The following is a 19,315-nucleotide window of genomic DNA, read 5'->3' as shown; positions in this document are numbered from 1 at the left end:
CGGCACACAAGAGGACCGGCACACAAGAGGACCGGCACACAAGAGGACCGGCACACAAGAGGACCGGCACATAAAAGGAAGGCGCCGGTCGGAGCCTTGTGCCAAGGTGAGAGCGTCGTCCGAGCCCCCAGGATCACCGTCCTCGGGGGCTTTCGCGTGTACGGCACCGCAGTCGTCCGTCCAGCCGGAGAGGCCCTCCGCATGTTCCTGACCATCAGTACCACCGGCACCCCCGAACGCCCGGCGACCGACCTCGGCTTCCTGCTGCACAAGCGCCCCGACAAGGCGCAGGCGTTCTCGACCTCCTACGGCACGGCGCACGTCCTCTACCCCGAGGCGGACGCGCGGCGCTGCACGGCGGCGCTGCTGCTGGAGGTCGACGCGGTGGCACTGGTCCGGCGCGGCAAGGGCAAGGGCCGCGGCGGCGCCCCCGACGCGGCGCTCGCGCAGTACGTCAACGACCGCCCGTACGCCGCCTCCTCGCTGCTCGCCGTCGCGCTGAGCGGTGTGTTCTCCAGCGCGATACGGGGCGTGTGCCATGCCAGGCCCGAACTTTCCGCGCAGGCACGGCCGTTGCGTATCGAGGTGCCGGCATTGCCCGCCCGCGGTGGCTCCGACCTCGTACGACGTCTCTTCGAGCCGCTCGGCTGGACGGTCACCGCCGACCCCGTGGCGCTGGATCCCGAGTTCCCGGAGTGGGGCGACTCGCGGTATGTGCGCCTCGTCCTGGAATCCGAGGCGCTGACTCTGGCACAGGCCCTGCGTCACCTCTACGTCCTGCTCCCCGTCCTCGACGACGCCAAGCACTACTGGGTCTCCTCCGACGAGGTCGACAAGCTGCTGCGGGCCGGCGAGGGCTGGCTGCCCGGCCACCCGGAGCAGAAGCTGATCACCAGCCGCTACCTGTCGCGCCGCTGGTCGCTCACCCGGCAGGCGATGGACCGCCTGGAACTGGTCCGGCTGGCCGAGGCCGACGACACCGACGTCGAGGAGATCGACAACGCCGTGGAGGCGGAGACCGGGGCGGAGGAGAAGCCGACGCCGCTCGCCGTGCAGCGCCAGGACGCGATCGTCGCGGCGCTGGCGGAGTCCGGCGCCGCCCGGGTCCTCGACCTCGGCTGCGGGCAGGGCCAGTTGGTGCAGGCGTTGCTGAAGGACCCGCGGTTCACCGAGATCGTCGGCGTCGACGTGTCGGTGCGGGCGCTCACCATCGCCTCCCGGCGCCTGAAGCTGGACCGGATGGGGGAGCGGCAGGCGGCACGGGTCAAGCTCTTCCAGAGCTCGCTCGTCTACACCGACAACCGGCTCAAGGGCTACGACGCTGCCGTGCTCAGCGAGGTGATCGAGCATCTCGACCTGCCCCGGCTGCCCGCCCTGGAGTACGCGGTGTTCGGCGCGGCCCGCCCGCGGACGGTCCTCGTGACCACCCCGAACGTCGAGTACAACGTCCGTTGGGAGACCCTCCCGGCCGGGCACGTCCGGCACGGCGACCACCGCTTCGAGTGGACGCGCGCGCAGTTTTGGACCTGGGCGGAATCCGTGGCCGAACGGCATGGATACCAGGTCGAGTTCAGGCCCGTCGGGCCGGACGACCCCGAGGTGGGACCGCCCACGCAGATGGCCGTGTTCCACCTGAAGAAGACCGGCAACGACAAGGAGGCGAAGGCGGCATGACCGAGATCAAGACCCAGCGGGGGCGGGTTCTGCCCGTCACCGACCTCTCCCTCGTCGTCCTCGTCGGCGCCTCCGGCTCGGGCAAGTCCACCTTCGCCCGCCGGCACTTCAAGCCCACCGAGGTCATCTCCTCGGACTTCTGCCGAGGCCTGGTCTGCGACGACGAGAACGACCAGAGCGCCACCCGGGACGCCTTCGACGTCCTGCACTACATCGTCGGCAAGCGCCTGGCGGCCGGCCGCCGTACCGTCGTCGACGCGACCAGCGTGCAGCAGGACGCCCGCCGCCAGCTGATCGACCTGGCCAGGAAGTACGACGTGCTGCCCATAGCCATCGTGCTCGACGTGCCGGAGGAGGTGTGCGCCGAACGCAACGCGGCCCGCACCGACCGGGCGGACATGCCGCGCCGCGTGATCCAGCGGCACACCCGCGAACTGCGGCGCTCCCTCAGGCACCTGGAGCGCGAGGGCTTCCGCAAGGTGCACGTGCTCCGGGGCGTCGATGAGGTGGAGAACGCCTCGGTCGTCACCGAGAAGCGCTTCAACGACCTGACCCACCTCACCGGCCCCTTCGACATCATCGGCGACATCCACGGCTGCTCCGCCGAATTGGAGGCGCTGCTCGGCAAGTTGGGCTACGTCGACGGCGTCCACCCCGAAGGCCGTTCGGCGGTCTTCGTCGGTGACCTGGTCGACCGAGGCCCGGACACCCCGGGCGTCCTGCGCCGCGTGATGTCGATGGTGACGTCGGGCAACGCGCTGTGCGTGCCGGGCAACCACGAGAACAAGTACGGGCGTTACCTCAAGGGCCGCAAGGTCCAGCACACGCACGGCCTCGCCGAGACGATCGCACAGATGGAGGGCGAGAGCGAGGAGTTCAAGCAGCAGGTAAGGGAGTTCATTGACGGCCTCGTGAGCCACTACGTCCTGGACGGCGGCAGGCTGGTCGTCTGCCACGCCGGTCTGCCGGAGAAGTACCACGGCCGCACCTCCGGCCGGGTGCGCTCGCACGCGCTGTACGGCGACACCACCGGCGAGACCGACGAGTTCGGCCTGCCGGTGCGCTACCCGTGGGCGGAGGACTACCGGGGCCGCGCGGCCGTGGTCTACGGCCACACCCCGGTCCCGCAGGCCACCTGGCTGAACAACACCATCTGCCTGGACACGGGCGTGGTCTTCGGCGGCAGGCTGACCGCGCTGCGCTGGCCGGAGCGGGAGCTGGTCGACGTACCGGCCGAGCGGGTCTGGTACGAGCCGGCCAGGCCGCTGCGCACCGAGGCGCCCGGCGGCCACGACGGGCGTCCGTTGGACCTCGGCGACGTGCACGGCCGGCGGGTCGTGGAGACCCGGCACGCGGGCCGCGTATCGGTCCGCGAGGAGAACGCGGCCGCGGCCCTGGAGGTCATGAGCCGCTTCGCGGTGGACCCGCGGCTGCTGCCGTACCTGCCTCCCACCATGGCCCCGACGGCGACCTCGAAGGTCGACGAATACCTGGAGCACCCGGCCGAAGCGTTCGCCCAGTACCGGGAGGACGGGGTCGAGCGCGTCGTGTGCGAGGAGAAGCACATGGGTTCGCGGGCGGTGGCCCTGGTGTGCCGGGACGCGGAGGCGGCGCGCGAGCGGTTCGGGGTCGGGGGCACCTCCCGCTCGAGCGCAGTCTCGAGTGGGGGAGGCCCGACAGGCTCGCTCTACACCCGCACGGGCCGCCCTTTCTTCGACGACCCGGCGGTCACCGAGGAGATCCTCGCCCGCCTGCGCACGGCGATCACCGAGGCCGGCCTGTGGACGGAACTGGACAGCGACTGGCTGCTGCTCGACGCCGAGCTGATGCCGTGGTCGCTGAAGGCGTCCGGGCTGCTGCGGACGCAGTACGCGGCGGTGGGCGCGGCCTCCGGAGCGGCGTTCCCGGGCGCGCTGGCCGCGCTGGAGGGCGCGTCGGCCCGCGGTGTCGACGTGGCGGACCTGCTGGCCCGCCAGCGCGACCGGGCCTCGGACGCCGCCGCGTTCACGGCTGCGTACCGCCGCTACTGCTGGACCACCGACGGCCTGGACGGCGTCAGCCTGGCGCCGTTCCAGATCCTGGCGGTCCAGGGCCGCAGCCTCGCCGCCCTGCCCCACGACGAGCAGCTCGCCCTGCTCGACCGCCTGGTCGAACACGACGGCACCGGCCTGCTCCGGACGACCCGGCGCCTCTACGTCGACACGGCCGACCCGGAGTCGGTCCGAGCGGGCGTCGACTGGTGGCTGGAGATGACCGGCCGCGGCGGCGAGGGCATGGTCGTCAAGCCGCTCGGCGCCCTGGTGCGCACCGAGCAGGGCCGCCTGGTCCAGCCGGGCATCAAGTGCCGCGGCCGCGAGTACCTGCGGATCATCTACGGTCCCGAGTACACCCGTCCGGACAACCTCGCCCGGCTGCGCCAGAGGTTCCTGAACCACAAGCGGTCGCTGGCGATCCGCGAGTACGCGCTCGGCCTGGAGGCCCTGGACCGTCTGGCCGAGGGCGAGCCGCTGTGGCGGGTGCACGAGGCGGTGTTCGGGGTGCTGGCGCTGGAGTCGGAGCCGGTGGATCCACGACTGTGAGCCGGTGGATCCCCGGTGGTGAGCCTGTGCGTCCGTGGTCGTGAACCGGTGGATCCCCGGTGGTGAGCCTGTGCGTCCGTGGTTGTGGGCCGGTGGATCCCCGGTGGTGAGCCTGTGCGTCCGTGGTTGTGGGCCGGTGGATCCCCGGTGGTGAGCCTGTGCGTCCGTGGTTGTGGGCCGGCGAGCCCCCGCCTGTGACGGGGATCCCGTCAGCCCACCAGCCGCAGCCGCTCCGCGCACACCCCCACCCGGACCGTCTGCCCCCACGTCAGCTCCACGGCGTCCTGTTCCATACCGTCCCCGAAGGCGACCAGCCGTTCGGACTCGACGGTGAGGCGCAGGGACGTGGGGGCCGGCACTTCGCCCGCCACCAGTGACGTACCGGTGGCCGGTGACGGCCAGGCCTCGCGGACGAACCACAGCAGGCGGTCCTCCGTGGGACCCGGGAGCGGCGGGGCACCGCCCCGCTCCTGCCACACCGACCGGATCCAGCCCGTTGCCCCCGTGCCGGTCCCCACCAGCACTCCGGACGAGGCCTGTGCCTCGACGACACCCCTGTCGTCGTCGAGGCACAGGCGGTACCGGGCGGTCTGGTGACCGGGTGCTCCCAGATAGATCTCGTTGAGGGCGACGAGCCGCTGGGTGTCGTCGGCGACGGCCTCGACCATCGTGAGCTCCTCGACGCCGGTGCTCCCCTCGAGCGCCGCCGGCAGCAGCGCCGCCGCGTCGCGCGGCCGGTGCCGCACCAGGACCCCCGGATTCCGGCCCGGATCCGCGTCGATGCCCACCACCGGCTGCCCCGCGAGGTACTTGGCGACGTTCGCCACCAGCCCGTCCTGTCCGACCACGACCACGACGTCCTCCGGCGTGAACAGGAAGCGGTCCAGGTCCGACCGTTCCACACGGTTCTGACGCCATGTCAGGGGAACCGCCGAGGTCACCTCGGCCAGCGCCCGCCGGGTGCGGTGGTGGCGTTCGGCGACCTCCCCGATGTCGCGGCCCCGGGAGGAGAGGAAGAAGGCGGCCTGGCCGTGCGTGCCGTGCCGGGCCACCAACTCCTCGTACTCCGTGATGCGGTGGACCAGCACGACCCGCGGTGCCAGGCTCACGCCTCCGTCTCCGTCTCCGCCTCCGCCGAGGCGCCGCCCAGCTTCGCGAGCAGCCCGGTCAGCACGTCCGGCGAGATCGTCACGCTGTCGATCCGCGGGAGGTTCTCGGCCAGGCGCGTCCCGGTGAGGGCGTGCAGCGTCGCGACGTCGGTGTCCGCGTGCACCCGCAGCCACGCCGCCTGTGCCTGCGCCCGCGCCTCACCCACCTCGCGCGCGCTCTCGGCCTCCGCGCGGGCGAGCCGTACTGCCTTGGCGGCCTCCGCCACGGCCAGCCGCTCCGTGCGCGTCGCCTCGGCGTCGGCCAGCCGTACGGAGCGTGTCGCCTCCGCCGCGGCGAGCCGCTCCGTCCGTGCCGCCTCGGCCTCGGCCAGCCGTACCGTCCGTGCCGCCTCGGCCTCGGCCAGCCGTACCGTCCGTGCCGCCTCGGCCTCAGCCAGCCGTACCGTCCGTGCCGCCTCCCTCGGCCCGTACCGCGTCCGCCGCCGCGTTCTCCTCGGCCTCGCGCCGGACGTTCGTGCCGCGCTGCTCGACCAACTGCTCCTCGCGGCGGGCGAGTTCGATCCGGCTCGCCAGCTCGTTCTCGGCGATCGCCCGCTCCCGTTCGACGGCCACTGCCCGCCGCTCGTACGTGGCCCGGTCGGCCTCCTGCTGGATCTGTTCCCTGGCGGGGGTGCGCAGCGCCCGCTCGACCTCCGGTTCCGGGCGCAGCGCCACCACGCGGACGGCCACCACCTCGATGCCGGTGGCCGGGCGCCGGGACTCCGCGGCCAGACCCGCCGCGACGCGCTCACGCACCGCGGTCACCCCGTCGGCGAGCGCGGCCGACAGCGGCAAACGGGCCAGCACGGCCAGCGCGTGCTCCTGGGCCGTCTCCATGAGCAGTGTGCCCAGTTGCTCAAGGGGTGTGCCGCGCCAGACTCCGGTATCCGGGTCGATCGAGAAGTCGAGGCGGGCGGCGGCGAGAGCCGGGTCGCTGATCCGGTAGGTGACCGTCGCCTGCACCGCCACGTCCTGGAAGTCCGACGTACGGGCGTGGAAGGTCATGGCCAGCTCGCGGTCGTCGACCGGGACTTCGGACAGTGCCGCGGTCAGCGAGCGGAACCAGAAGCTCAGTCCGGGGCCGTCGTGCACCAGCCTGCCCGAGCGGTGGTGCCGGATGTGCGCCGTCGGCGCGCTGCGCAGGTGGCGCCAGCCCAGGCGCCGCGTGATGTCGGCCATATGGTCCCCTCGTCTCCCTTTTCGTCATAGAGACGATAATCGCCCGGGGTACTTGTCGTGGACGAAAACAAGAAGATGCAGAAACGGCCAAGAAGCGGGTGAACCCGGTCGCCGATGGTCAGGATGGAGGCATGGGATTCCATGTCGACTCCGAGGCCGGGCGGCTGCGCCGCGTCATCCTGCACCGGCCGGATCTCGAGCTCAAAAGGCTCACCCCCACCAACAAGAACGCCCTCCTCTTCGACGACGTGCTGTGGGTGCGCCGGGCGCGCGCCGAGCACGACGGGTTCGCCGACGTGCTGCGCGACCGGGGGGTCGCCGTACACCTCTTCGGCGACCTGCTCACCGAGACGCTGGAGATCCCGGCGGCCCGGTCGCTCGTCCTGGACCGCGTCTTCGACGAGAAGGAGTACGGGCCGCTCGCCACCGACCACCTCCGGGCCGCGTTCGAGACCCTGCCGGCGCGGGAGTTGGCGGAGGTCCTCGTGGGCGGCATGACCAAGCGTGAGTTCCTCCAGGCGCACGCGGAGCCGACGTCCGTGCGGTTCCACGTCATGGACCTGGACGACTTCCTGCTGGGCCCCCTGCCCAACCACCTCTTCACCCGGGACACGTCCGCCTGGATCTACGACGGCGTCGCCATCAACGCGATGCGCTGGCCCGCCCGGCAGCGCGAGACCGTGCACTTCGAGGCGATCTACCGCTATCACCCCCTCTTCCGTGACGAGACGTTCCACGTGTGGTCCGAGGGGCAGGCCGACTATCCGTCCACCATCGAGGGCGGGGACGTGCTCGTGATCGGCAACGGCGCGGTGCTCATCGGCATGAGCGAGCGCACCACGCCCCAGGCCGTCGAGATGCTCGCGTACAAGCTGTTCGCCGCCGGGTCGGCCCGGACGATCGTCGCGCTCGACATGCCCAAGCGGCGCGCCTTCATGCACCTCGACACCGTGATGACCATGGTCGACGGCGACACCTTCACCCAGTACGCGGGGCTCGGCATGCTCCGCTCGTACACCATCGAGCCGGGTGTCGGTGACAAGGAGCTGAAGGTCACCGACCATCCGCCGGAGCACATGCACCGCGCGATCGCCGCCGCGCTGGGGCTGAGCGAGATCCGGGTCCTGAGCGCGACCCAGGACGTGCACGCGGCCGAGCGCGAGCAGTGGGACGACGGCTGCAACGTCCTCGCCGTCGAGCCCGGTGTCGTCGTCGCCTACGAGCGCAACTCCACCACCAACACGCACCTGCGCAAGCAGGGCATCGAAGTCATCGAGATCCCGGGCAGCGAGCTCGGGCGGGGCAGGGGTGGCCCCCGCTGTATGAGCTGTCCGGTTGAGCGGGATGCCGTGGGGGCGTGAGCCGGGCCGCATAGAAATTCTGAGCATCGTATAGAATTTCAGGGTCTCTGTCCCTCACCCGTTGGAGCGCCCCCATGGCGACAGTCCCGACCGCCCTCGCCGGCCGCCACTTCCTCAAGGAACTGGACTTCACCGAGGAGGAGTTCCGCGGTCTGATCGAGCTGGCCGCCGAGCTGAAGGCCGCCAAGAAGGCCGGGACCGAGACGCCGTACCTGCGGGGGAGAAACATCGCGCTGATCTTCGAGAAGACCTCGACGCGCACGCGCTGCGCGTTCGAGGTCGCCGCCGCCGACCAGGGGGCCTCGACGACGTACCTCGACCCCTCCGGCTCGCAGATCGGGCACAAGGAGTCCGTGAAGGACACCGCCCGCGTCCTCGGCCGGATGTTCGACGCGATCGAGTACCGCGGCGACAGCCAGGCCGCCGTCGAGGAGCTGGCCGCGCACGCCGGCGTGCCCGTCTACAACGGGCTCACCGACGACTGGCACCCCACCCAGATGCTCGCCGACGTGCTCACCATGACCGAGCACAGTAGCAAGCCGCTGAAGGAGATCACCTTCTCCTACCTCGGCGACGCCCGCTTCAACATGGGCAACTCTTACCTGGTCACCGGCGCCCTGCTCGGTATGGACGTCCGCATCGTCGCCCCGAAGTCGTACTGGCCCGTCCAGGAGATCGTCGACCGGGCCCGCGAGCTCGCCGAGTCGAGCGGCGCCCGCCTCACGCTCACCGAGGACGTGGCCGAGGGCGTTCTGGGCGCCGACTTCGTCGCCACCGACGTCTGGGTCTCCATGGGCGAGCCCCAGGAGGTCTGGGACGAGCGCATCGAGGCCCTCGCGCCGTACGCCGTGACCATGGACGTGCTGCGCGGCACCGGCAACCCGGACGTGAAGTTCCTGCACTGCCTGCCCGCCTTCCACGACCTCGGCACCAAGGTCGGGCGGGAGATCCACGAGCGCCACGGCCTTGCGTCCCTCGAGGTGACGGACGAGGTCTTCGAGTCGGCCCACTCGGTCGTCTTCGACGAGGCCGAGAACCGGCTGCACACCATCAAGGCCATCCTCGTCGCGACGCTCGCCTGACCAGGGCCAGGTATTTCCCGTCTGATTTCCCGTCTGACCATTGACCAGGCATTCGACCAGGCATTCGACCAGGCATCCCGCCCGGCCAGAACCAGGCCTTGTCCTGACCGGCGGCCCGGAACCACCCCATCCGCGGCCGTCGCGCGACCCTCCCTCAAACTCTCGGCTTCGCTCGAGCAGGGGGCACCCCCATCGTCGCACCCGCACCACCAGAAACGAGCACCACCCCGTATGCCCGCTCCCGGAACCAAGCCCCGCACCACGCCCCGCACCAAGCCCCGCACCAAGCCCCGCATCAAGTCCCCGGCCCTCCTCGTCGCCGAATCCGGCGCCGACCGCGCAGGCCACGGCCTCAAGCGCACGATGGGCCTCTTCCAGCTCGTCTGCTTCGGCGTCGGCGCGATCGTCGGCACCGGCATCTTCGTCGGCCTGTCCGACTCGGTCGCCCAGGCCGGCCCGGCCGTCGTCGTCTCCTTCGTCCTTGCCGCGATCACATGCGTCTTCACGGCGTTCGCCTTCGCCGAGCTGGGCGGCGCGATCCCGGTCTCCGGATCGTCGTACTCCTTCGCCTACGCCGGTCTCGGCGAGTCCACGGCCTTCCTGGTCGGCTGGTGCCTGCTGCTCGAATACGGCGTGTCCGTCTCGGCGGTCGCGGTGGGCTGGAGCCAGTACGTCAACGAGTTGCTCGACAGCCTCGCCGGATGGCAGCTCCCGGCCGCCCTCTCCGCAGGTCCCGGCGACGGCGGGCTCGTCAACCTCCCCGCCGTGATCGTCATCGCCATGGCCTCCGTCCTGCTCGTGCGCGGAGTGCGCGAGAGCGCCCGGGCGACGGCCGCGATGGCCGTGCTCAAGCTCGCCATCCTCGTCGCGTTCTGCGCCATCGGCTTCAGCGCCTTCAAGGACGGCCACCTCACCCCGTTCTCGCCGGCCGGCCTCGGCGGCATCGGCGCGGGCACCACGGCCGCGTTCTTCTCGTACATCGGCTTCGACGCGATCACCACGGCCGGCGAGGAGGCGAAGAACCCGCGCCGGGACATCCCAGTCGCGATCCTCGTCTGCATGGGCCTGGTCACCCTGCTGTACTGCGCGGTCGCCCTCGCCGCGATCGGCGCCGTCGGCGGCGACCAGGTCGGCGGCCGGCCCGCCGCGCTGAGCCACGTCGTCAACGAGGTCACCGGCTCCTCGATCGGCGGCGCGGTGATTGCTCTCGGCGCGGTCGTCGCCATCGCCTCGGTCGTGCTCGCCGTGATGTACGGCCAGACCCGCATCCTGATGTCGATGTCCCGCGACGGGCTCGTCCCGCGCGTCTTCGAGAAGGTTTCGCCGTGCACGTCCACCCCGGTCGCCGGCACCCTGATCGTCGCGGTCGTCTTCGCGCTCCCGGCGGCCTTCGCGTCGCTGGACGCGGTGGTCAACCTGTGCACCATCGGCACCCTCGCCATCATGGCCGTCGTCAACGTCGCCGTGATCGCGCTGCGCCGCCGCGAGCCGGGCCTCGCCCGCAGCTTCCGGGTGCCGCTCTACCCCGTGGTCCCGCTGCTCGGCGTCGGCTTCTGCCTGTACCTGATGTACGAGACCGGCTGGACCACCTGGATCCAGTTCGCGGCGTTCCTCGCGGCCGGGCTGCTCGTGTACGTCGGTTACGGGCGCCGGAACTCCTGCCTCGCGGCGCGGGCGGAAGCCACGGAAGCCACCGAGGTCACGGACGTCACGCCGGACGCAGCTGAGGCGGAAGCGCAGGCAGTCTGAACCACACCGCCTTGCCCGACTCGGTGGGCCGGTGGCCGCAGGAGGAGCTGAGGGCGCGGATCAGCAGCAGGCCGCGCCCGTGCTCCTGCCAGGGGTCGGGCGCCGTGAGGCCGGGGCGGGTGAGGCCGCCGGGCGGCGCCGGGTCCGGGTCGTGCACCTCGACGTGGCAGCCGCTCGGCAGCAGCTCCACCACCAGCTCTATCGGGCCGCGGCCCGCGGTGTGCTCCACGGCGTTCGCGACCAGTTCCGCCGTGAGCAGCTCCGCGGTGTCGCAGTCGGCCGTCTGCTCCAGCTCGGCCAGCGCCGTACGGACCAGGGCGCGGGCCACCGGCACGGCGGCGGCCGTGTGCGGCAGCGCGACGCGCCAGGAGGCGGAGGCAGAGGGGTGTTCGTACAAGGTGCGTCCGTTCATGGAGCAAAGCGTCCCAGTGATCAACATCAGGCTGCCCTGCTTTCAACGAGAGGAATGGTACGGGGGCCGCCGCCAGCGGCTCTCGGCGGGTTCCGTCCGGGACCTTCGACCCCGGCACCGGCCGGTTTACCCAGGTGAACGGGCGGCCCACCGCGGCGGCGCCGGTCGTTACCTCGCTATCGACGACCCGTGACGATGTGACGGGTCTCGGCCACATCGTGACGGTGTTATCGCGGATTCATGACGACAGTCATAGATCGGTGATAACTTCATGAGGGAGAGCTCAGCGAGGCAGTCCGGCAGTCCCCCTAGGAGGCGCACGTCATGAGTCCCTTCACCGGCTCCGCCGCCCGCACCTCCGACTGGCGGCACCTGCGCGTCGAGCTCACCGACGGCGTCGCCACTGTCACCCTCGGCCGCCCCGAGAAGCTCAACGCGCTCACCTTCGGTGCCTACGCCGACCTGCGGGACCTGCTGGCCGAGCTGTCCCGCGAGCGGTCCGTCCGGGCCCTGGTGCTGGCCGGCGAGGGACGCGGCTTCTGCTCCGGCGGCGACGTCGACGAGATCATCGGCGCGACACTGGCCATGGACACGGCCCAGCTCCTCGACTTCAACCGGATGACCGGGCAGGTCGTGCGGGCCGTACGGGAGTGCCCGTTCCCGGTGATCGCGGCGGTGCACGGGGTGGCGGCGGGGGCGGGGGCCGTGCTGGCGCTGGCGGCGGACTTCCGCGTGGCGGATCCTTCGGCGAGGTTCGCGTTCCTCTTCACCCGGGTCGGCCTGTCCGGGGGCGACATGGGCGCGGCCTATCTGCTGCCCCGGGTCGTCGGGCTCGGGCACGCGACCCGGCTGCTCATGCTCGGCGAGCAGGTGCGGGCGGCCGAGGCCGAGCGGATCGGGCTGATCAGCGAGCTGGCGGAGGAGGGGCGGGCCGACGAGGCCGCGCAGGCGCTGGCCCGCCGCCTGGCCGACGGCCCCGCCCTCGCCCACGCCCAGACGAAGGCCCTCCTCACCGCCGAGCTGGACATGCCCCTGTCCGCCGCGGTCGAACTGGACGCCTCCACCCAGGCCCTGCTGATGAACGGCGAGGACTACGCCGAGTTCCACGCGGCCTTCGCGCAGAAGCGGCCGCCGAAGTGGCGCGGGAGGTAGCCATGAGGGTCGCGGTCATCGGCGGCGGACCCGGGGGACTGTACGCCGCCGCGCTGCTCAAGCGTCTCGACCCGGCCCGCGAGGTCACCGTCTGGGAGCGCAACGCGCCCGACGACACCTTCGGCTTCGGGGTCGTGCTGTCCGACGAGACCCTCGGCGGGATCGAGCACGCCGATCCGGTGGTGTACCAGGCCCTCCAGAAGGACTTCGTGCGCTGGGACGACATCGACATCGTGCACCGGGGCGCACGGCACACCTCCGGCGGCCACGGCTTCGCCGCGCTCGGCAGGCGGAGGCTCCTGGAGATCCTGCACGAGCGCTGCCGGTCGCTCGGCGTCGAGCTGCGCTTTTGCACCGAGGCGCCGTACCCGGCGTGGCTGTCGGAGACGTACGACCTCGTCGTCGCGGCCGACGGCGTGCACAGCGCCACTCGCGAGGCCTACGCCCACGCGTTCCGGCCCCGCGTGGCCACCCACCGCTGCCGCTACATCTGGCTCGCCGCCGGCTTCGCCTTCGACGCCTTCCGCTTCGAGATCGCCGAGACCGAGCACGGCGTGATGCAGCTGCACGGCTACCCCTATGCGGCCGACGCCTCCACCGTGATCGTCGAGATGCGTGAAGAAGTGTGGCGCGCGGCCGGTTTCGAGGAGCTCGACGAGCAGGAGTCGATCGAGCGCTGCGCCAAGATCTTCGCGGACGCCCTCGGCGGACGCCCGCTGCGCTCCAACAAGTCCGCGTGGACCACCTTCCGCACGGTGGTCAACGAGCGCTGGTCGTACGGCAACGTGGTCCTCCTCGGCGACGCCGCCCACACCGCCCACTTCTCCATCGGCTCCGGCACCAAGCTCGCCGTCGAGGACGCTCTCGCGTTGGCCGCCTGCATGGAGGAGCAGGACTCGCCGGAACAGGCGCTGACCGCCTACGAGGAGGAGCGCAAGCCGGTCGTCGCCTCCACCCAGCGCGCGGCCCGGGCCAGCCTTGAGTGGTTCGAGAACCTGGGCCTGTACCTCGACCAGCCGCCCCGCCAGTTCGCCTTCAACCTGCTCACCCGCAGCCGCCGCGTCACCCACGACAACCTGCGGCTGCGCGACCCCCGCTTCACCGAGGCCGTCGAGCGCGAGTTCGGCTGCCCGCCCGGCACGCCCCCGATGTTCACCCCGTTCCGGCTGCGCGGACTGACCCTGCGCAACCGGGTCGTCGTCTCGCCCATGGACATGTACTCGGCCACCGACGGCGTCCCCGGCGACTTCCACCTCGTCCACCTGGGCGCCCGCGCCCTCGGCGGCGCCGGGCTGGTGATGACCGAGATGGTGTGCGTGAGTCCCGAGGGGCGGATCACCCCGGGCTGCGCCGGCCTCTACACCGGCAGGCAGGCCGAGGCCTGGAGGCGGATCACCGGCTTCGTGCACCGGCAGGCGCCGGGCACCGCGATCGGCGTGCAGCTCGGCCACAGCGGACGCAAGGGCTCGACCAGGCTGATGTGGGAAGGCATGGACGAACCCCTCGAAGACGGCAACTGGCCGCTCGTGGCCGCCTCCCCGCTGCCGTACAAGCCGGGCAGTCAGACCCCGCGCCAGCTCTCCCGCGCCCAGCTCACCGATATCCGCGAGCAGTTCACCGCCGCCGCCTGGCGCGCCGCCCGCGCCGGCTTCGACCTGCTCGAACTGCACTGTGCCCACGGCTACCTGCTCTCCGGCTTCCTCTCCCCGCTGACCAACCACCGCACCGACGCCTACGGCGGCTCGCTGGAGAAACGGCTGCGTTTCCCGCTGGAGGTCTTCGACGCCGTACGAGCGGTGTGGCCGGAGGAGCGGCCCATGACCGTGCGCATCTCCGCCACCGACTGGGCCGAGGGAGGCACCACCGCCGAGGACGCCGTAGAGATCGCCCGCGCCTTCGCCGCGCACGGCGCCGAGGCGATCGACGTGTCGACGGGGCAGGTGGTGGCCGAGGAGCGGCCGGAGTTCGGGCGGTCGTACCAGACGCCGTTCGCGGACCGCATCCGGCATGAGGTGGGCATCCCGGTGATCGCCGTGGGCGCGATCTCCTCCTGGGACGACGTCAACTCCCTGATCCTGGCGGGGCGCACGGACCTGTGCGCGCTGGCCCGCCCCCACCTCTACGACCCGCACTGGACACTGCACGCGGCCGCCGAGCAGGGCTACGCCGGCCCGGGCGCCGTATGGCCGGCGCCCTATGGGGCCGGCAGCCGCCGCCCGCAGACCGGCCGCACGGATGCCCCCAAACCCCGGCTCACGCTGGGAGGTTGAGGGCACGGACGGTCACAGGCCGACGAACTGCGCCCCCGCGTCCCGCAGCCGCTCGTGCAGCCCCTGGAACACGGCGGCCGAGCGGGCCCCCGGCCAGCCGGCGGGCAGCAGGCGTGCGGGCAGGCCGGGGTCGGTGTAGGGGAGGTGACGCCAGGAGTCGAGGGCGAGGAGGTAGTCGCGGTAGGCCTCCTCGGGCGGGGTGTCGGCCCGGTTCTGCCAGGCGTGCAGCACGCGCGCGTGCCGGTCGAGGAACGCCTCGTGCTGCTTGGCGATCGAGGCCAGGTCCCACCAGCGCGCGACCGCTTCGGCGGTCGGCGTGAAGCCCAGGTGCTCGCCGCGGAAGAAGTCCACGTACGCATCCAGGTGCAGCCGCTGGAGGGTGTGCCGGGTCTCCTCGTACAGGCGGGCCGGGGCGATCCACACGCCGGGCGCCGCCGTGCCGAAGCCCAGTCCGGCCAGCCGCGAGCGCAGCACGTGCCGCTTCTGCCGCTCCGACTCCGGCACGGAGAACACGGCGAGCACCCAGCCCTCGTCCTCGGGCGGCACCGCGGCGTAGATGCGGCGGTCGCCGTCCTCGAGCAACTGCCGTGCCTCCGGGGACAGTTCGTACCCGGCCGCACCCTGCGCCGTCCGCGCCGGCACCAGCAGCCCGCGCCGCTTGAGCCGGGACACCGACGAGCGGACGGAGGGCGCGTCCACCCCGACCGCGGCCAGCAGCCGGATCAGCTCGGCGACGGGCACGGGGCCCGGCGCGAAGCGGCCGTACGCGCCGTAGAACGTGACGATGAGGGACCTCGGGGCGGGCTGCGCGTGCTGCTCGGACACGTTGATCATTTTAGGTCGTCGGCATCACTGCTGGTCACCAAGGCTGCGTAGCCGGAACCGCTGGAGCTTGCCGGTCGCCGTGCGCGGCAGCGCGTCCAGGTGGACGATCTCGCGCGGACACTTGTACGGCGCCAGCTCGGACTTGAGATACGCGCGCAGCGCCCCCGCGTCCTGCGGCGCGCCCTCCTTCAGGACGGCGTAGGCCACCACGACCTGACCGCGCGCCTCGTCGGGCCGCCCGACGACCGCCGCCTCGACCACGTCCGGGTGGCGCAGCAGCGCGTCCTCGACCTCGGGGCCCGCGATGTTGTACCCGGCCGAGATGATCATGTCGTCGGCGCGAGCGACGTAACGGAAGTAGCCGTCGGGCTCGCGGACATAGGTGTCGCCGGTGACGTTCCAGCCGCCGCGCACATACGCGTGCTGCCGCGGGTCGGCCAGGTAGCGGCAGCCGACGGGGCCGCGCACGGCGAGCAGTCCGGGCTCCCCGTCGGGCACGGGATCGCCGTGCTCGTCCTGCACGCGCGCGTGCCACCCCGGTACGGGCACTCCCGTGGTGCCGGGCCTGATGTCCTCGTCGGCGGCGGAGATGAAGATGTGCAGCAGCTCGGTGGCGCCGATGCCGTTGATGATGCGCAGGCCGGTGCGCTCGTGCCAGGCGTGCCAGGTGGCCGCGGGCAGGTTCTCGCCGGCCGAGACGCAGCGCCGGAGCGACGAGGTGTCGTACGCGTCCAGCTCGTCGAGCATCGCGCGGTACGCCGTCGCCGCGGTGAACAGCACCGAGACCCGGTGCTCGGCGATCGCCGGCAACAACTGCTTGGGACCGGCCTGTTCGAGCAGCAGCGCGCTGGCACCTGCGCGCATCGGGAAGATCACCAGGCCGCCGAGCCCGAAGGTGAAGCCGAGCGGAGGACTGCCCGCGAAGACGTCGTCCGCGCGGGGCTCGAGTACGTGCTGCGAGAAGGTGTCGGCGATCGCCAGCAGATCACGGTGGAAGTGCAGGCAGCCCTTGGGGCGGCCGGTGGTGCCCGAGGTGAAGGCGATCAGCGCGACGTCGTCGGCCGCGGTGTCCACGGCCGGGTACGGGGTGCCGGGCGCCGGGCGGGTCAGGAGGTCGTCGGGGGCGTCACCGCCGTACGTGGTGATCCGCAGCCCCGGTATCTCCGCCTTCGCGAGGTCGTCGACGGCCCGGATGTCGCACAGCGCGTGCCGCACCCGGGCGATCTCGCACATCGTGCTCAGCTCGTGCGGGCGCTGCTGGGCCAGCACGGTGACGGCGACGGCGCCCGCCTTGAGGACGGCCAGCCAGCAGGCGGCGAGCCACGGGGTGGTCGGGCCGCGCAGCAGGACTCGGTTGCCGGGGACGACCCCGAGGTCGCCGGTGAGGACGTGCGCGATGCGGTCGACGCGGGCACGGAGATCGCCGTACGTCCAGACGTCCCCGGAGGCCGTACGGAACACCGGGCGCCCCGGCTCGGCGTGGTCCAGGAGTTCGGCGGCGCAGTTCAGCCGGTCGGGGTAGCGCAGCTCCGGCAGGTCGAAGCGGAGCTCGGGCCACTGGTCCGGGGGCGGGAGGTGGTCGCGCGCGAAGGTGTCGACGTGGGCCGAGGTTGCCGGCCGCCCGGTGTCGTCCCTGCTGGGGTCCATGGCGGTTCGCCCCCTTGCCTGGGTGGGCGTCGTGGTGGGCTCGCACAGGGAGCGTATCGTGTTGGTGACGACAGTCAAGTGGGCGCGATATCGTCGAGGGGCGGCCGTACCCGCACGAGAGCCCGGGGAGCCCGGGGAGGCCACGGGAGAGAGGACCGGCGATGCCCGCATTCTCGCTCGAAACGGAACAGACCGCCTGGTGCGCCGAGCTGCGCACCCTGGCCGCCGACCACCTGCGCCCGCTCGCGGAGAAGGGCGAGCCGGGCCGGGTCAACCGCCCGCTCGTCGCCGAACTCGGCCGGCTCGGGCTGCTGGAGCGGCTGTTCACCTCCGGTGCCCTCGACCTCTGCCTGATGCGGGAGTCCCTCGCCCGCGCCTGCACCGAGGCCGAGACCGCCCTCGCCCTCCAGGGCCTCGGCGCCCACCCGGTCCACGCCCACGGCACCCCCGCCCAGCGGGACCGCTGGCTGCCACGGGTGAGCGAGGGCAGCGCGGTGGCCGCGTTCGCGCTGAGCGAGCCGGGAGCGGGATCGGACGCGGCGGCACTCACCCTCACGGCACGACCCGACGGGCCCTCCCGCTGGCTGCTCACCGGCGAGAAGTGCTGGATCTCCAACGCCCCCGAAGCCGACCTCTACACCGTCTTCGCGCGCACCACACCCGGCGCCGGATCCCGCGGCGTGACCGCCTTCCTCGTCCCCTCCGACCGCCCCGGTCTCACCGGCACCGCACTCGACATGCTCTCCCCACACCCCATCGGGGCCCTCCACTTCGACGCCGTCCCCGTCACAGCGGACGACGTCCTCGGCGAGGTCGACCGCGGCTTCCGGGTCGCCATGGGCACCCTCAACCTCTTCCGCCCCAGCGTCGGCGCCTTCGCGGTCGGCATGGCACAGGCGGCGCTGGACGCGACCCTCGCCCACACCGCCCGGCGGGACGCCTTCGGCGGCAAGCTGAGGGACCTTCAGGCCGTCGCCCACCAGGTCGCCGAGATGGCCCTGCGCACCGAGGCGGCCCGCCTGATGGTGTACGCGGCGGCGACGGCGTACGACGACGGCGCCCCGGACGTCCCCCAACGCGCCGCCATGGCGAAACTGCTCGCCACCGAGACCGCGCAGTACGTCGTCGACGCGGCCGTCCAACTGCACGGCGCCCGCGCCCTGCGCCGCGGCCACCTCCTCGAACACCTCTACCGAGAGGTGCGCGCACCCCGCATCTACGAGGGGGCGAGCGAGGTGCAGCGGGGGATCATCGCCAAGGAGCTGTACAAGGAGCCGGACGCCACTGGGGAGGCACGGTGACCACCGAGCGCGTCAACCCGCCCGAGCTGGCCCCGCCCACGGGCTTCTCGCACGCCGTCGTCGCCACCGGCTCCCGCGTGCTGTTCCTGGCGGGCCAGACCGCGCTGGACGCGGACGGCAAGGTGACCGGCGGGACGCTCCAGGAGCAGTTCGAGCGAGCCCTCACCAACCTCCTCACAGCCCTGCGGGCCGCCGGCGGCACGCCCGCCGACCTCGCCCGCGTCACCGTCTACGCCACGGACGTCGCCGCCTACCGCGCCCACGCCCCCGAACTGGGCCGCATCTGGCGGCGGCTGGCCGGCCGCGACTACCCGGCGATGGCGGTCGTGGAGGTCGTACGCCTGTGGGACGAACAGGCGAGGGTGGAACTCGACGGGTTCGCGGTGCTGCCCTGACGCCCGCCCCGCATGGCGACATGCCCGGAACAGTCCCGGAACGTTCCCGTGGTCAGGCGGCCGTGGCGAGCCGCTCGGCGGGCACCCGGTGCGGCGCGACGACCCGGCCGTCGGGCAGCAGCTCACCGGTGTCGTCGAAGACGATCGCCCCGTCGCACAGCAGGGTCCAGCCCTGCTCGGGGTGGGCGGCGACGACGTGCGGAGCGTGGGCGTCGGCGGCGGGGCACGAGGACTGGTGGGAACACATGGCGCACCTCCACGTCGGTGGGACCGGTCGGCAGGACCATCCCCATGGAGAGACCATGCGCCCGCCGCGCCCTCATCGGAACGGCCCGCCGCGAAGCGTGACAACACGCGGACATCACACGGACGGTTCCACGACGGTCGCAGCGGACCCGCCACCGAAGGGGTGAGGATCACGGCCGCGGACCCGAGCGCGAGGTACCTGTGAAAGCCCCCGCTTCAGGAGGTCTCCGCATGTCCTTGTGACCTGCCCTCGCCGCGGCCACGTGACCTGCCCTCGCCGCGGCCACGTGACCTG

14 protein-coding genes and 1 pseudogene are annotated in these 19,315 nt (G+C 72.2%); 9 read left to right on the top strand and 6 right to left on the bottom strand.

From position 1 onward, the window contains the following. The first annotated feature begins 201 nt into the window (after positions 1 to 201). Together ABZV31_RS06570 and ABZV31_RS06565 are read left to right on the top strand one after the other, a co-directional pair. On the top strand, positions 202 to 1,674 hold the full coding sequence (locus ABZV31_RS06570) for a 3' terminal RNA ribose 2'-O-methyltransferase Hen1 (protein WP_355888956.1): 1,473 nt from the start codon (positions 202 to 204) through the stop codon (positions 1,672 to 1,674). Continuing rightward, positions 1,671 to 4,253 (top strand): polynucleotide kinase-phosphatase, encoded by a 2,583-nt coding sequence (locus tag ABZV31_RS06565; RefSeq protein ID WP_355888954.1) that lies wholly within the window; start codon positions 1,671 to 1,673, stop codon positions 4,251 to 4,253. Before ABZV31_RS06570 ends, ABZV31_RS06565 begins: the two co-directional genes overlap by 4 nt. Positions 4,254 to 4,462: 209 nt before the next feature. Here the strand turns inward: ABZV31_RS06565 and ABZV31_RS06560 are convergent, their stop codons facing one another. Then, positions 4,463 to 5,362, bottom strand: coding sequence for a hypothetical protein (locus ABZV31_RS06560; RefSeq protein ID WP_355888951.1), 900 nt, complete (start codon positions 5,360 to 5,362; stop codon positions 4,463 to 4,465). Then, positions 5,359 to 6,580: pseudogene (locus ABZV31_RS06555) on the bottom strand (SPFH domain-containing protein). Before ABZV31_RS06555 ends, ABZV31_RS06560 begins: the two are co-directional and overlap by 4 nt. 131 nt (positions 6,581 to 6,711) lie before the next feature. Here ABZV31_RS06555 and ABZV31_RS06550 point away from each other — a divergent pair. From ABZV31_RS06550 to ABZV31_RS06540, 3 genes are all read left to right on the top strand, one after another. After that, a complete protein-coding gene (locus ABZV31_RS06550; RefSeq protein ID WP_355888948.1) occupies positions 6,712 to 7,941 on the top strand; it encodes an arginine deiminase in 1,230 nt (409 codons plus the stop codon). A 74-nt stretch (positions 7,942 to 8,015) separates the two neighbouring features. Continuing rightward, on the top strand, positions 8,016 to 9,023 hold the full coding sequence (argF, locus tag ABZV31_RS06545) for an ornithine carbamoyltransferase (RefSeq protein ID WP_355888946.1): 1,008 nt from the start codon (positions 8,016 to 8,018) through the stop codon (positions 9,021 to 9,023). 231 nt (positions 9,024 to 9,254) lie between these two features. After that, on the top strand, positions 9,255 to 10,772 hold the full coding sequence (locus tag ABZV31_RS06540; RefSeq protein ID WP_355888944.1) for an amino acid permease: 1,518 nt from the start codon (positions 9,255 to 9,257) through the stop codon (positions 10,770 to 10,772). Here ABZV31_RS06540 and ABZV31_RS06535 read toward each other — a convergent pair. Next, a complete protein-coding gene (locus ABZV31_RS06535) occupies positions 10,732 to 11,184 on the bottom strand; it encodes an ATP-binding protein (RefSeq protein WP_355888941.1) in 453 nt (150 codons plus the stop codon). The genes ABZV31_RS06540 and ABZV31_RS06535 overlap by 41 nt on opposite strands. A 324-nt stretch (positions 11,185 to 11,508) precedes the next feature. Here ABZV31_RS06535 and ABZV31_RS06530 point away from each other — a divergent pair, with 324 nt between their 5' ends. Next, positions 11,509 to 12,336 (top strand): enoyl-CoA hydratase family protein, encoded by an 828-nt coding sequence (locus ABZV31_RS06530; protein WP_355888939.1) that lies wholly within the window; start codon positions 11,509 to 11,511, stop codon positions 12,334 to 12,336. A 2-nt stretch (positions 12,337 to 12,338) separates the two neighbouring features. Next, positions 12,339 to 14,606, top strand: coding sequence for a bifunctional salicylyl-CoA 5-hydroxylase/oxidoreductase (locus tag ABZV31_RS06525; protein ID WP_355888937.1), 2,268 nt, complete (start codon positions 12,339 to 12,341; stop codon positions 14,604 to 14,606). Between the two features lie 12 nt (positions 14,607 to 14,618). Here the strand turns inward: ABZV31_RS06525 and ABZV31_RS06520 are convergent, their stop codons facing one another. Further along, positions 14,619 to 15,440 carry a PaaX family transcriptional regulator C-terminal domain-containing protein gene (locus ABZV31_RS06520; RefSeq protein ID WP_355888934.1) on the bottom strand — a complete coding sequence of 274 codons (822 nt, stop codon included), beginning with the start codon at positions 15,438 to 15,440 and terminating at the stop codon, positions 14,619 to 14,621. Positions 15,441 to 15,455: 15 nt separating this feature from the next. Continuing rightward, on the bottom strand, positions 15,456 to 17,078 hold the full coding sequence (locus ABZV31_RS06515) for an AMP-binding protein (RefSeq protein WP_355888931.1): 1,623 nt from the start codon (positions 17,076 to 17,078) through the stop codon (positions 15,456 to 15,458). 161 nt (positions 17,079 to 17,239) lie between these two features. On the opposite strand from ABZV31_RS06515, the gene ABZV31_RS06510 reads away from it, so the two are divergent. Continuing rightward, on the top strand, positions 17,240 to 18,379 hold the full coding sequence (locus ABZV31_RS06510) for an acyl-CoA dehydrogenase (RefSeq protein ID WP_355888928.1): 1,140 nt from the start codon (positions 17,240 to 17,242) through the stop codon (positions 18,377 to 18,379). Next, on the top strand, positions 18,376 to 18,774 hold the full coding sequence (locus ABZV31_RS06505) for a RidA family protein (protein WP_355888925.1): 399 nt from the start codon (positions 18,376 to 18,378) through the stop codon (positions 18,772 to 18,774). The genes ABZV31_RS06510 and ABZV31_RS06505 overlap by 4 nt, the downstream gene beginning before the upstream one ends. A 52-nt stretch (positions 18,775 to 18,826) precedes the next feature. Here ABZV31_RS06505 and ABZV31_RS06500 read toward each other — a convergent pair whose 3' ends face one another. Beyond that, a complete protein-coding gene (locus ABZV31_RS06500; protein WP_355888922.1) occupies positions 18,827 to 19,021 on the bottom strand; it encodes a DUF5999 family protein in 195 nt (64 codons plus the stop codon). Positions 19,022 to 19,315 lie beyond the last annotated feature (294 nt).

Origin of the sequence: Streptomyces sp. NPDC005202 (assembly GCF_040608235.1) — a bacterium.
Classification (GTDB): domain Bacteria; phylum Actinomycetota; class Actinomycetes; order Streptomycetales; family Streptomycetaceae; genus Streptomyces.
Note: the sequence above shows the minus strand (reverse complement) of the source record. Positions and strands in the feature narration are given on the sequence as shown.

Coding starts and splice junctions, on each gene's coding strand:
- ABZV31_RS06510 (WP_355888928.1), top strand. CDS start 17,240: ATGCCCGCATTCTCGCTCGAAACGGAACAGACCGCCTGGTGCGCCGAG.
- argF (WP_355888946.1), top strand. CDS start 8,016: ATGGCGACAGTCCCGACCGCCCTCGCCGGCCGCCACTTCCTCAAGGAA.
- ABZV31_RS06515 (WP_355888931.1), bottom strand. CDS start 17,078: ATGGACCCCAGCAGGGACGACACCGGGCGGCCGGCAACCTCGGCCCAC.
- ABZV31_RS06520 (WP_355888934.1), bottom strand. CDS start 15,440: ATGATCAACGTGTCCGAGCAGCACGCGCAGCCCGCCCCGAGGTCCCTC.
- ABZV31_RS06550 (WP_355888948.1), top strand. CDS start 6,712: ATGGGATTCCATGTCGACTCCGAGGCCGGGCGGCTGCGCCGCGTCATC.
- ABZV31_RS06565 (WP_355888954.1), top strand. CDS start 1,671: ATGACCGAGATCAAGACCCAGCGGGGGCGGGTTCTGCCCGTCACCGAC.
- ABZV31_RS06540 (WP_355888944.1), top strand. CDS start 9,255: ATGCCCGCTCCCGGAACCAAGCCCCGCACCACGCCCCGCACCAAGCCC.
- ABZV31_RS06535 (WP_355888941.1), bottom strand. CDS start 11,184: ATGAACGGACGCACCTTGTACGAACACCCCTCTGCCTCCGCCTCCTGG.
- ABZV31_RS06530 (WP_355888939.1), top strand. CDS start 11,509: ATGAGTCCCTTCACCGGCTCCGCCGCCCGCACCTCCGACTGGCGGCAC.
- ABZV31_RS06570 (WP_355888956.1), top strand. CDS start 202: ATGTTCCTGACCATCAGTACCACCGGCACCCCCGAACGCCCGGCGACC.
- ABZV31_RS06500 (WP_355888922.1), bottom strand. CDS start 19,021: ATGTGTTCCCACCAGTCCTCGTGCCCCGCCGCCGACGCCCACGCTCCG.
- ABZV31_RS06525 (WP_355888937.1), top strand. CDS start 12,339: ATGAGGGTCGCGGTCATCGGCGGCGGACCCGGGGGACTGTACGCCGCC.